Source organism: Nocardia sp. NPDC051052 (assembly GCF_044456045.1).
In the GTDB taxonomy this organism is placed as follows: domain Bacteria; phylum Actinomycetota; class Actinomycetes; order Mycobacteriales; family Mycobacteriaceae; genus Nocardia.
The window spans coordinates 52,332-65,071 of record NZ_JBITFL010000015.1 but is presented as its reverse complement, the minus strand read 5'-3'; the positions used below and the strand labels follow the sequence as shown (position 1 = coordinate 65,071).

General features: G+C 67.7%; 8 protein-coding genes. 4 read left to right on the top strand and 4 right to left on the bottom strand.

What is annotated here, in order from left to right:
* Positions 1-4: 4 nt before the first annotated feature.
* Positions 5-1,168: an alpha/beta hydrolase family protein gene (locus ACIBCN_RS37115; RefSeq protein ID WP_396996669.1), complete on the bottom strand. Its 1,164-nt coding sequence runs from the start codon at positions 1,166-1,168 to the stop codon at positions 5-7.
* A gap of 275 nt (positions 1,169-1,443) precedes the next feature.
* Between ACIBCN_RS37115 and ACIBCN_RS37110 the strand changes: the two genes are divergently transcribed.
* A complete protein-coding gene (locus ACIBCN_RS37110; protein ID WP_396996668.1) occupies positions 1,444-1,956 on the top strand; it encodes a hypothetical protein in 513 nt (170 codons plus the stop codon).
* 12 nt (positions 1,957-1,968) lie between these two features.
* Here the strand turns inward: ACIBCN_RS37110 and ACIBCN_RS37105 are convergent, their stop codons facing one another.
* Both ACIBCN_RS37105 and eccA read right to left on the bottom strand, forming a co-directional pair.
* Positions 1,969-3,252: a hypothetical protein gene (locus ACIBCN_RS37105; RefSeq protein ID WP_396996667.1), complete on the bottom strand. Its 1,284-nt coding sequence runs from the start codon at positions 3,250-3,252 to the stop codon at positions 1,969-1,971.
* Between the two features lie 13 nt (positions 3,253-3,265).
* Complete coding sequence (gene eccA, locus ACIBCN_RS37100) at positions 3,266-5,083, bottom strand: type VII secretion AAA-ATPase EccA (protein ID WP_396996665.1); 1,818 nt, start codon at positions 5,081-5,083, stop codon at positions 3,266-3,268.
* 273 nt (positions 5,084-5,356) lie between these two features.
* On the opposite strand from eccA, the gene eccD reads away from it, so the two are divergent.
* The 3 genes from eccD to eccCa all read left to right on the top strand — a co-directional run bounded on the left by eccD (position 5,357) and on the right by eccCa (position 12,261).
* Positions 5,357-6,763, top strand: coding sequence for a type VII secretion integral membrane protein EccD (gene eccD, locus ACIBCN_RS37095; protein ID WP_396996663.1), 1,407 nt, complete (start codon positions 5,357-5,359; stop codon positions 6,761-6,763).
* Complete coding sequence (gene mycP / locus ACIBCN_RS37090; RefSeq protein WP_396996662.1) at positions 6,756-8,165, top strand: type VII secretion-associated serine protease mycosin; 1,410 nt, start codon at positions 6,756-6,758, stop codon at positions 8,163-8,165. The genes eccD and mycP overlap by 8 nt, the downstream gene beginning before the upstream one ends.
* A 64-nt stretch (positions 8,166-8,229) precedes the next feature.
* Positions 8,230-12,261, top strand: a complete 4,032-nt coding sequence (eccCa, locus tag ACIBCN_RS37085; protein ID WP_396996661.1) for a type VII secretion protein EccCa — start codon at positions 8,230-8,232, stop codon at positions 12,259-12,261.
* Positions 12,262-12,284: 23 nt separating this feature from the next.
* Here eccCa and ACIBCN_RS37080 read toward each other — a convergent pair whose 3' ends face one another.
* On the bottom strand, positions 12,285-12,674 hold the full coding sequence (locus ACIBCN_RS37080) for a hypothetical protein (protein ID WP_396996659.1): 390 nt from the start codon (positions 12,672-12,674) through the stop codon (positions 12,285-12,287).
* Positions 12,675-12,740: the final 66 nt, after the last annotated feature.

Genomic DNA, 12,740 nt, shown 5'->3' with positions numbered 1-12,740 from the left:
GCGCCTATGGAACCGGGACCATCTCCGGGTGCAGGAAGTTCGCAGGCGCCTGCGGGAGATCGTCGTATCGACCCAGTGTCATGTCGAAGAAACCGCGCAGGTAGCTGCGCTGCAGATCGATCGAGCTCCGCGGATCGATGGTGCCGACCAGCTGGGACGCGGCTGCGGAGGAGACGACACCCGCGGCGACGAGTGGAGCGGCGATCAGCTGGTTGTCGCAGAACGAATGGTGTTGTGCGCCGTTGAGCCGGAAATTGAGTTTCAGTCCGTGACCAGCGGCCCAGAACTGTTTCATGCCCGGGATCTCGGCACGATCATGGCCTTCGCGGTTGATGAGCATGAACGGACGATCCAGTCCGTCGGTGACCACCGATCCCCAGAGGCGGCCATCGAGATCGACTCCCGCCGCGATCCGGCGATCGTCGTGCATTGCCTGCGCCACAGTGGCGCCGCCCAAGGAATGCCCGAACATCGCGACCTTCGAAACGTCGAGTACGCCAGCGAGGTTCGCGGGTAGCGCGTGCTGGTCAGCGTCCGGGTTGTGCCCTGCGGCGAGGTCGGCGAGCTCGTCGAGCACAAACCGGGTGTCGGCTACCCGCGTCGCCAACGCGGTAGTGCCCTGGGCCTCGTCTTCGCCGGGATCGGTTGCCGGTGGCAGCAGGCTCTCTTCGATCCGCCCGCCGGGGAATTCCGTTGCGGATGTTTCGTGAGTGTGGCTCAGGGTGACCACCACAAAACCGTGGCTGGCCAGATCTTCTGCCTGCGCGGTGCTCAGCTCACGCGGCAGCCCCTTGCCCGGCGAGAAGACAATTATCGGCCGACGCCCACGGGAGGTCTCCGCGCCCGCGTCGAGGTAGCCATGGCTGGGTCCAAAAGCCCATCGCTGCGCCGAGGGGGCACCGACCGGAGTCACGCTGTCGGCATACATTTGGGCGAGTCGGGGCGAAAGCCATGGCCGCACGGGCAATCCCGCCACGTTGGTAGCGGGATACCAGATGCTGACCATCAGCTCACGCGGGACGGCCGCCTTATACGGATCGCGCCGCGAGGTATCGATCAGATGCAGGTCGACCACACCGATCGCGTCGGCACCGGTCGGCTCCGGCAGGGTTATGAGCACCGAGACCGGTTGCGGCAGGGCCGGTTCAGCTCGGGCGGTGACATCCATCGTGGTCAACATCAGTAGGACGAGGACAGAAGCACATCGAAATAGACTCGTCCGCAAGGCAATTCCCTCCCTGGCCGCTGGCACCGCTCGCGCTCGGCCGCGCTGGAAGTCTATCCCTTCCACGACGGCGGGACTTTGCTGGGCGGGTCCGGGTTGACCGGTGTGATTGAGCGGGCGATGGTGGGGTACGGCTGAGGGAATAAGGGCCCGCCTGTGTTGCCGGGGACCCGGCACCGATCGATCGGTGAATTCTCCAAGGGAAAGGAACGAACGCGATGACAGGTACTCTCGTCGACCTCGCCCTCGACGGGCAGGTGGCGCGGCCCGATGTCCGACTACAACCGGCCCGCCGTGGTGGAAATTCGACTGGCGCGGACGTGTGGCGCGATGCCAAAACCGTGCTGGTGACTCGGGTTACCGGGCCGCGGCAGTTGACTGCGGTGCCGCGCTTGGTCATTCCGATCGGCGACACTCAGCTGGCCTTCCGCGTGTCGTCGCGGTCTGCCGAAGGCGAGGAGCTGGCGCGGGACGGCCGGGTGCTCATTCAGCCCGGTGACCGGCGCGGCAACCCAGCACTCGGCTCGCACCAGCGGCAAGGCCAAGCCCAGTTGGTGACCGCGGGCACACTACTGGCCCATGTGGAGTCGGAGATCGCCGCGAAGTATCGATGGCGAATTCCCGTGGCACGCTTCGCCCATCGCCTCGGGCACGGGGATGCGCCCTACGCGGATGTCGTTGTGCTGGTGACCGTGGCCGAGCCGAGCCCGATACCCATGTTGCCGCGGTGAGACCGGCAGCGGTCAGCCCTCGTCGGGAAGACCGTTCTCCTTGGCGAGTATTCGGTATCGCGCCAGCAGGGCGTGGTGGTCGAGCTGGGCGACCTGGGGGTAAAAGGAGAGGTGGCTGGCCAGGAATCCGGGGAAAATACAGTTCGGGCGGCCGAGATAGCCGGGGATCACGACGGACAGCAGGAGCTCGTCGTCGTCCACCGCGGACAGGTAGGAGATATCTGCGCCGAGCCAGGAGACGAAGTTGATCGAGAGACGTCCGCGCCACGGGATCGGCGCTTGCGGCATTTCCTCGAATAGTCGCGGGTCGTTCAGAAAGTGGTGGTGCAGCCTTGATGCCAATGTGCCGCTCTCCCAGAGGGTTCCGCCGAATCCGTCCGGCGGCAACGTCAGCTCCATCAGGTCACGCGGTATCGCGCCGGATTGCTGCTGGTAGTAGGCGCACACGCCGTTGTTGACGACGTTGGCGCTGACGAGAAAGTAGTTCGGTTCTCGTCTTCTGAATCGGATGAACTCCGCGAGTTGTTCGAGCTGCAGGTATACGACGTCGTCGTCGCATTTCAGGAAAACGGCGTCGGCATAGTATTCGGCTCGGACGGAGTAGAACCGGTAGAACTCTGCCCAGCCCTGTCCCCCAGCGGTACGGTAGCGATACTCCGTCGCCGCGAGCTCGGGAAAACGCCATTCGCCGTCGGAGCCGTACCCGGTCTTCACATAGACGCTGTACGCACCCGCCGCACTGCCTTCGACGCCCGACAGCACGGTGTTTCCGTCAACGCTCAACGCAAGACCAGACGCGCCGACCGACACCTCCAGATCGCGAAATACCGACTGCGACAGAACGCCTGGCGTGTAGAGGTCGGCCACCGGCGGCGGTCGATCGGCACGCCACTCGTGATCGTTCAGGAAGAGTTCGTCGGTGCGCACCTGCCGAAGCACGGTCCGTTGATTACTCCATCCACCGACGACCAACTCGTAGGCCGATGCCTCCTCGTTCCCAGGATGGGGTGCGAGGCCGATATGAACATCATTGGACGCGCGCACCCGGCTGCGCCACGGGGCGCCCGGAACAAGCTCGCCCGCAGCGCAATACGTGGGATCGTCGGCGGTGCGGCCGACGGTCGGGAAACGCGATGCCAGCCAGCGGCCGTCGTCGTCGTTTCGGGAAAAGTCCCAGACATGCCATTCGTCGATCAGATTGCGCCGAATCGCCTCGCCCACATAGCCGGCGAGCAGCGCCATCCTGTCCCGGCGACCCGCGAAGGTCACCAGGATCACGGGTGCCGAGGTTGCCATCAGCCCGGACCCGCTATGTCAGCGTGGCCAGGACGCTGTCCAGCGCCTGCCGCATGTCGGCCGCCTCGATCCGCATCAACGTGTCCTGGTCCAGCGCTCGCAGATCCAGGGTGTCGTCCATGGCGAGCCGGTATTCCCTTTCCTCCTCGGCTGTTTCGACGATATTGCGGATGAACCGGCCGTTGCCCGCGATGTCGACGCCGCGGCGCGGGAGGCCGCTCTGATCGGTGCGCTCGGCGTTGTACAGCTCCGTACACGCCGAGCGGAGGAGCTCGATCGCGTCGTCGGATATCGTCGAATCGCGCTTGCCCGCGATGAACATGCCGATGTCGCACAGTTCCTCGGGCGAATACGAGTCGAACTTAACCCTTTTCGAGAAGCGGGACGCCAAACCGTCGTTGCTGGCCAGGAATCGGTCGATCTCGCCGTCGTAGCCCGCGATGATCACCACCAGCCGGTCGCGATCATTCTCCATTCGGGCCAGCAGGGTGTCGACCGCCTCCCGGCCGAAGGCGTCACCGCCGGACAGTCCGGCCTGGATCAGCGTGTACGCCTCGTCGACGAAAAGCACACCGTCCATTGCCGAGTCGATCAGCTTGTTGCTTTTGATCGCGGTGGAACCCAGGTGCTGGCCCACGAAATCGGAGCGTTTGGTCTCTATGACCTTGTCGGTTTTGAGCAGGCCCAAGCCGCAATAGATCTTGGCGACCACCCGGGCGATCGTGGTCTTACCCGTTCCCGGCGGACCGGTAAAGGCCAGGTGCTGCCCGCGCGGCATGCTGGTGAGGCCCTTCTCGGCCCGGATCTGCGCCAGCGTCGCCGAGGATTGCAGCTTGGCGACCTGGACCTTCACCGCGCCGAGGCCGATCTGCGCCTGCAATTCCGCGCGGGCGGCGGCCAGGATCACCTCCGCCTTGTGCTGCTGCTGCTCTTGGGCCGCCTCTTCCAGCGACGGCGCCGACGCCGGATCCCAACGGTCGATACGGGATTCGAGCTGTTCCTTGGTGGTGACCACGATGCGGAACTTGGGGTCGTGCATCGCCTGGGCGACGGCGGCGAAATCGGGAACCTGGGTGTAGACGGTCTCCAAGAGCGCGCGCGCCTCGTCCTCGTTGCCCTGCTCGCGCACGCATAGGCCGCGGCAGTACATGGCGGCGATGCGAGCGGCCGGAATGGGGCCACGCTCGGCCATCTCCAAGCGCCGGGTCGCCTCCCCGAACAATCCGAGGTGCGCGCACGCGGTGCCCACCATGACGTGCGCACCAGCGGCCATGTAGGTGTCCTGCCATTCCGCGGACCCGACCAGCACCGACATCACGTCCGGCCAGCGCTGCGTGATGAAATGCAGGACGGCGCGGGTGTAGGCGCACACCTGATCGTCGACCACCCGGTCCGGGTCGTCGACGATCTTGCGCCGTCGGGCCTCGAGCTCGTCGAGGAGTTGCTCGGCGTCGCCGAATCGCTTGTCGTCGATCAACCGCATCGCCTGGGCGAGCCAGATCTCGGTCAGGCTGGCGATCGGATAGTCGATGTACTGACCGATCTGGAACCGGCCCGACAGCTGGCGCGGCGGCAGCCCGAGGCGCCGCTGCTCGCGCAGCAGCGAGGTCGCCGAGGTCTCGTAAAGCCGTTGCAGCACATCGGGAGTCACCTCGCCTGCGGTGACCCGCCCCAGCCAGGCGTCGCACATACCCGGATCGAGTTCGGTGGCGCGGCGGAAGGCGGCTTTGGCGTATTCGAGATCCTTCGCGGCCTGCCGGCCGTCGACCATGACACCCAACGACAGCACGCCCGCGTCGAAGATCTGTTGCGCTTGCCGGTTGGCTGACATGCCCGGCAATGTAGCGGTCACCGCCCGCACCGGTCGCCTCGGAACAAACCGCGCCTACCGGACATTCACGGACAGTTCACATACCCCCGCGGGCGGGACCGGGGTTTCCGCATGTCGTCTCCGCGAAGCGGTTACGACGAGGCGAACTCTGTTCACCACGGGTGCCGCGCCGTCGGCCGATTGATACCTTGCCGAAGATCGAGACCAGGAACTTCGGGAGTCGTTTAGGTGATGGAGTCGACGGCTATCGAGCCGCAGCGGTGCCGTGTTTCCGTGATAGGCGGAAATACCCAGGTGGACGTGGTGTTGCCCACGGCGGTCGCGATCGCCAATTTCATCCCGGATGTGGTGGAGCTCATCGCATCCCGCAACCCGGACCTGTCCGAGCACGACGACGGCGGCCCGCTGGCGGCCCAGCATTGGACGCTGGCGCGGTTGGGCCACACCGCGATCGATCCCGCGCGCACGTTGACCGACGCCGAAGTCTTCGACGGTGAACTGCTGGTCCTGCGGGCGGTGGACTCGGCCGAATCGCCCGCGCTGTTCGACGATGTCATCGACGCCGTGGCCCGGTTGACCGAAAGTTCGTTCCGCGGTTGGACATCCGGTTCGTCCGGTCGGGCGGGCCTGGCTGCCGCCCTCGCTGCCACCGTGGGCGTCTGCCTGCTGCTCCTGGTCGCGGCGACGCGCGGTTCGGGCATCGTGGCGGGTGTGAGCGGCCTCGTCGTGGGACTGCTGACGCTGGTCGCCGCCACGCTCGTCGCCCGGATCTACGGTGCGGCGGCCGCGGCCACCGGACTGTCGCTATGCGGGCTGTTGTTGACGGGCAGCGGCGCGGCCGTGCTGGTGCCCGGCGCGCTCGGCGCCCCACATCTGCTGTTGTGCAGCGCGGCCACTTTGCTGCTCGCGGTTATCGCGTTGCGGGTTGTCGGTGCGGGCCAGACGATGTTCTCGGCGGTGATCAGCCTGGCGGTGTTCGGCACGGGCACGGCGGGCGCGGTGACGGTGTGGCACGTGGCACCGTCGAAGGCCGCGGCGGCGGTGATCGTGGTCGCGCTGATCGGCATCACCCTGGCCCCGCGCATCGCGGTGGCGGCGGCCCGGCTGCCGGTGCCGCCGGTGCCGACGGCCGGTGGCGCGATCGATCCGCGCGACCACGAGCCACGCCCCAACATCGAAGGGATCGGCGCGATCGGCGCGACGTCGATACCGTCGGCGGCCGGCCTCGGCCAGCGGTCCCGGCTGGCGAACCAGTACCAGTCCGGCATGATCATCGCGATCGTGGCGGTCACCGTCGGCGCGACGATCACGACGGTCGTGACCGCGACGCACTGGAACGCGGTGGCGCTGGCCGGGGCGGTCGGCATCGTATTGGCCAGGCGCGGACGCGGATTCGCCGACCTGACCCAGGCCTCGGCCCTGGTGCTCGGCGGCTGCGCCAGCCTGGTGGTACCGGCGGTGGTGGTCGGTCTGCGGATATCGGACGCGGCGCTCCCCGCGGCGGGCGCATTGGTGGTATTCGCGGTGCTCGCCGTGCTGATCGGTGTCGCGGGGCCGCACCTGGAGGTCTCGCCGGTCGCGCAACGTGCGGGTGAGCTACTGGAATACCTGATGATCTGCACGATCGGCCCGCTGGCCTTCTGGATACTCGATATTTACTCCCTCGCTCGCCATGGCTGAGTCCGGGCCGCGGCGCGCGGTCCTGCGGGGCTGCGCCGCCGGGTTGGCGCTGGGGTTGGCGCTCGCGCCGGCCGGTGCGGCGCAGGCCATCGCGCCGCCCGAGGTGGATCCGGGTGCGCTGATCACGAACGCTCCGGTGGCTCCGCCGGAACCCGCGCGGCAGCGACTGCTCTGCTCGCACCCGATCTGGACCGGTCCCCCGCCCGTCGGGATACCCGCCGTGCAGAAGGCGCTCGGACTCGAATCGGCCTGGAAATTCAGCAGGGGTGACGGGCAGACCGTGGCCGTGATCGACACCGGCATCAACCCGCATCCCCGCCTGAGCATGGTCCCGGGCGGCGATTATGTCGCCGACTCGAACGGCACCGTCGACTGCGACGGGCACGGCACACTGGTCGCGGGCCTCATCGCCGCGCACCCGGCGCCGGACGGCGGCGACGGATTCTCCGGCGTGGCACCGCAGGCGACGATCCTGTCGATCCGCCAGACCAGCCTGGCCTACGAACCCAAGAACAGTTACGGCACGGACAATCCCGGCGGGATGTCGGCAGGCGGCTTCGGTACCGTCGCCACCCTCGCCGACGCGATTGTGCACGCGGTCGACCTGCACGCCACCGTCATCAACATCTCGGAGGTGTCGTGCAGGCCGGTCGGCACCGACCCGGTGGACGGAATGCTCGGCGCCGCTGTGAAATACGCCTACGACCACGACGTCGTGGTCGTCGCCGCGGCGGGCAACCTGGAGTCGCAGGGGGCGTGCAAGGACCAGAACGGCACCGCGGGCTGGGATGCCGTCAATACCATCGCGGCCCCGGCCTGGTTCGCTCCCTATGTCCTGACGGTCGCCGCGGTCGAGGCCGACGGATCACCGTCGCCGTACACCCTCTACGGGCCGTGGGTGCGGGTCGCCGCACCCGGCAGCAATCTCATGTCACTCGACAGCACCCCCGGCGGCACCGGGCTGGTCAACGGCACGCCACAGTCCAACGGCCAGGTCGCTCCCGTCGACGGGACCAGCTTCGCCAGCGCCTATGTGGCGGGCCTGGCCGCGCTGGTCCGCACCCGCTACCCGCAGTTGTCCGCGCCAGAGGTGATGAACCGCATCACGGCCACCGCGCACGCGCCGGGCACCGGGCACGACAGCCGGATCGGGGCGGGCATGATCGACCCGGTCGCCGCGCTCACCGCGGTGCTGCCGCCCCGGACAGCGGGCGACCCCGCGGCAGGCATACCGATCGCCGCGCCGATCCCGCCGGTACCCGAAAACCCTTGGCCGCGTTGGATCGGCGAGGCCGGGGCCGTGATCTGCCTTGCTCTGCTCGGTCTGGTCCAGGCTCTGTCGATTCCGTTCCGGCGCGAGCAGCGCAGCACACTCGCCTTCCCGGGCGACGACACCGAGTGAGCGAACAAATGACACAGCTACGACGAGTGCTCGTGCCGGAGGCCGGCGTTAGCGAGGTTGAGAAATGAGTACACAGGGTTTCATCCGGGTTGCTCGGATCGCGCCGCCGCGCGCGCCGGGCGGCGAGGTGGTGCTGAACGCGCCGCCGGAGATCACCGCGCCGGTGCCGAGCCCGCTGTGGCAGCGGTTGATGCCGGTGGTGATGGTGGTCGCCATGGTCGGCATGGTGGTGCTGATGGTCACCATGAGCGGCAAGTCCATGCTGACCAATCCGATGACCTTGATGTTCCCGATGATGATGCTGATGTCGATGGTCGGCATGATGGCCGGACGCGGGCAGGGCGGCGGCAAGAAGGCCGCCGAACTCAACGAGGAACGCAAGGACTACTTCCGTTATCTCGACCAGTTGCGCCGCGATGTGCGCGATACCGGTGCGCTGCAACGTGAGTCGCTGACCTGGAGTCACCCCCACCCGATCGACCTGCAGGCGCTGATCGGCACCCGTCGCATGTGGGAACGGCGACCCAACGACCCGGACTTCGGGCACGTGCGCATCGGCATCGGCAGCCACCGCATCGCCACCAAACTCGGCAGGCCGGAGACCGGCCCGCTCGAAGACCTGGAGCCGGTGGGCACGGTGGCGCTGCGGCGTTTCGTTCGCACCCATTCGGTGGTGCACGCGCTGCCGACCGCGATCTCGCTGCGCGCGTTTCCCGCGGTCAATGTCGAAGGCCCGCGCGAGCACGGCAGGACGCTGGTGCGCGCGATGCTGCTCGAGCTGGCCACCTTCCACGGTCCGGACAACATGGTGTTCGCCATCGTCACCGCCGACCCTGAGTCCGACACTTGGGCGTGGACGAAATGGCTTCCGCACCTGCAACATCCGCGCGACGCCGACCGCATCGGCACGGCCCGCATGCTCTACGAATCACTGTCGGAGCTGGAGACCGCGCTGGCGGAGGATTTGCTGGAACGCGGGCGGTTCCTGCGCAACGCGCCGCCGACCGCGGGCCGGTTGCACGTGGTGGTGGTGATCGACGACGGTTATGTCAGCGGCTCCGAACGCACCATCAGCGACGCGGGCCTCGACTCGGTGACCGTGCTTGACCTGACCGCACCGCAGACCGGGCTCGCCGTGCGCCGCGGCCTGCAGTTGGTGGTCGAGGACGGGGTGATCGGGGCACGCACCGGTGGCTCGGTGGAGAAGTTCGCCGACCCGGACCTGGTGAGTTGCGCCGTGGCGGCGACCTTCGCGCGCGGCATGTCCCGATACCGCATCGCCACCACCGCGCAGATCGTCAATCTCGGTGACGGCGGCAGCGGTGACCCGGGATTGATGGCGCTGCTGCGGATCCCGGACGCGGCGACCATCGATCCGAACACGGTCTGGCGGCCCCGGTCTTTTCGCGAGCGGCTGCGGGTCCCGATCGGTGTCACGCCCGACGGGACGCCGGTCGAGATCGACATCAAGGAATCCGCCGAGAACGGCATGGGCCCGCACGGATTGTGTATCGGGGCAACGGGTTCCGGCAAGTCGGAGTTTCTGCGGACGCTGGTGTTGTCGCTGGTGACCACCCATTCACCGGACCTTCTGAATCTGGTGCTCGTCGACTTCAAGGGCGGCGCGACCTTTCTCGGCCTCGATCCGCTGCCGCACGTGGCCGCCGTTATCACCAACCTCGAGGAAGAGCTTTCGATGGTGGACCGGATGCGCGACGCGCTGGCCGGCGAGCTGAACCGCCGCCAGGAACTGCTGCGGTCGGCCGGAAACTTCGCCAACGTCACCGAATACGAGAAGGCCAGGGCCAATGGCGCGCCGCTCGATCCGCTGCCCGCGCTGTTCGTGATCGTTGACGAGTTCTCCGAATTGCTGTCGCAGAAACCGGATTTCGCCGAGCTGTTCGTCATGATCGGCCGGCTGGGCCGCTCGCTGCGGGTGCATCTGCTGCTTGCCTCGCAGCGGCTGGAGGAGAACCGGTTGCGGGGATTGGATTCGCATCTGTCGTACCGGATCGGCCTGCGCACCTTCTCGGCCGGTGAGTCCCGTCAGGTGCTCGGCATCACCGATGCCTACCATCTGCCCGGCCAACCCGGTGCCGGGTATCTGAAGAGCGATTCCTCGGATCCGTTGCGGTTCAACGCAACCTACGTGTCGGGCAGTTATGTGCCGCCGGCCACCGGGCAAACCGGCGGCGGACCGATCGCGCCCGCGATAAGCGCCGTGGATGTGTTCACCGCCGGTGCCGCCGAGGTCACCACGGAGACACCCTCGGTCGTCGAGGTGGCGCTACCCGACCTCAGTGAGCTGCTCGCCGAGACTCCCCCGAGCGGTGTCGAACGTTCCCTGTTGCAGACCGTGGTCGAACGACTGGTCGGCCACGGCCGTCCGGCGCACGAGGTGTGGCTGCCGCCGCTCGAACTCTCCCCCACCGTCGATATGCTGCTGCCGCAATCGGATTGGCGTTCGCCCGAGAACGTGCACGGCAAGCTGTGGCTGCCGATCGGCATCGTCGACAAGCCGTATGAGCAGAAGCGCGACGTCCTCACCATCGATCTGGCCGGCGCGCAGGGCAATGTCGCGGTCGTCGGCGGACCGCAGTCGGGCAAGTCCATCACGCTGCGCACCATCATCATGGCCGCGGCGGCCACGCACACCCCCGAACAGGTGCAGTTCTACTGCCTCGACTTCGGCGGTGGCACCCTCGCGGCCCTCAACGGCCTGCCGCACGTCGGCTCGGCCGCCGGACGACTCGAGAGTGACCGGGTGCGCCGCACGGTCGCCGAACTCAGCACGCTGTTGCGCCAGCGCGAGGCCCGGTTCCTGGAGCTCGGCATCGAGTCCATGCGTGACTTCCGCAAACTGCGCTCCGAGCTGGCGGCACTGCCGCAGGACCAGCGCGCCGCCCAGCCGCTCTCGGCGGACCTGTTCGGCGACGTTTTCCTGGTGATCGATGGCTGGGCCGCGTTCCGCGAGGAATTCGAGCTGATCGAGCCCCAGGTGCAGGCGCTGGCCGCGCGCGGCCTGTCCTACGGCATCCACCTGATCATCGGCGCCAACCGCTGGGCCGAGTTCCGGCCCGCCGTCAAGGACCAGATCGGCACCCGGATCGAACTGCGCCTCGGCGATCCGTCCGACTCGGAGATGGATCGCCGTGCGGCCGTGGGGGTTCCGATCAATCGTCCGGGCCGCGGCCTCAGCCCGGACAAGCTACACATGCTGCTCGCACTGCCCCGCCTGGACTCCGACGTCGACCCGAACACCCTGTCCGAGGCCGTCCTCGCGGCCAAGGAGGCGCTCACCGAGCTCTACGGCGACCGGCGCGCGCCCGCCGTCCGGATGCTGCCGCTGGAACTCTCGCGCGAGCAGGTGGTGGCGACGGCCCGCGAGCAGGGTCTGGTGCTGGACAACCGGCGGGTGCTGATCGGGCTCAGCGAATCCGAATTGCAGCCGATGGTGCTGGATTTCGAGGAACAGCCGCATCTGATGATCTTCGCCGACGTCGGCTGCGGCAAGACCACGCTGCTGCGCAACATCGCGCAGAGCATCGTGGAGAATTGCGGGCCGGACGAGGCGCGCGTCATCCTCGTCGACTATCGGCGCACCATGCTCGGCGCGATCGAAACACCGCATCTGGCCGGGTATTCGACGTCCGCGCAGACCTCGATCCCGACGCTGAAAGAGGTCGCGGGATTCGTCTCCGCCCGCCTGCCCGGTCCCGACATCACGCCCGCGCAGCTGCGTGAACGGAACTGGTGGACTGGGCCGGAGGTGTACGTCATCGTCGACGACTACGACATGGTGGCATCCAACAATCCGCTGCTCCCGCTGATGGATCTGATCCCGCAGGCCCGTGACATCGGCCTGCACGTGATCATCGCCCGGCGGGCCGGCGGGGCGGCGCGGGCACTATACGACGGCGTGCTCGGCCCGCTGAAAGACATGTCGGTGGACGGCATTCTGATGAGCACGCCCAAGGACGAGGGCGTGCTGCTCAGCGATGTGCGACCGGCGCAGTATCCCGCCGGGCGCGGAATGCTGGTGTCGCGCACTCGAAGTCGCGAGCTCATCCAGGTCTGCTACCTGCCGCCGGTGTGAGGCCGGTTCCGGTGCGGCGTCGGTCAGCGCCGCGCGGAGTACTCGTCGGCGCCCTGTAGGCCGTCGGCGGCCTGGCGCATGCCCTTGGCGAACTCCGCCAGCGTTTGCGCCAGGTCGAAACCACCCTGCAGCAGGTCGACGCTCATGGCCACGTAACCGGAGGCGCCAGTGGCGAACTTGCAGCCGGTCGCGTCGGTTGCCCACGGCGGCCGTGTGCTGTCCGTGGAGCTGACCACCGTGGCCGACGCACTCCCCGAGGTACCGCTCGGCACCGCGCAGATCGGGTCGCCGAGACGGGTGAGGGTCTCGTACAGCGTGGTAACCGTGTGGCTGACCGCCTCGTACACGCCGTCCATCTCGGTCGCGGCGGCCCGGAGCCCGGCGGCCGAATCGACGGTAATGACCTGTGCCACAGTGGTTCCTCCTGGTCGGGGCCGACCACACCACCGTCATCGACGCAGTCGACCGGAACCAGGATT

Coding starts and splice junctions, on each gene's coding strand:
- ACIBCN_RS37115 (WP_396996669.1), bottom strand. CDS start 1,168: ATGGATGTCACCGCCCGAGCTGAACCGGCCCTGCCGCAACCGGTCTCG.
- ACIBCN_RS37110 (WP_396996668.1), top strand. CDS start 1,444: ATGACAGGTACTCTCGTCGACCTCGCCCTCGACGGGCAGGTGGCGCGG.
- ACIBCN_RS37105 (WP_396996667.1), bottom strand. CDS start 3,252: ATGGCAACCTCGGCACCCGTGATCCTGGTGACCTTCGCGGGTCGCCGG.
- eccA (WP_396996665.1), bottom strand. CDS start 5,083: ATGTCAGCCAACCGGCAAGCGCAACAGATCTTCGACGCGGGCGTGCTG.
- mycP (WP_396996662.1), top strand. CDS start 6,756: ATGGCTGAGTCCGGGCCGCGGCGCGCGGTCCTGCGGGGCTGCGCCGCC.
- eccCa (WP_396996661.1), top strand. CDS start 8,230: ATGAGTACACAGGGTTTCATCCGGGTTGCTCGGATCGCGCCGCCGCGC.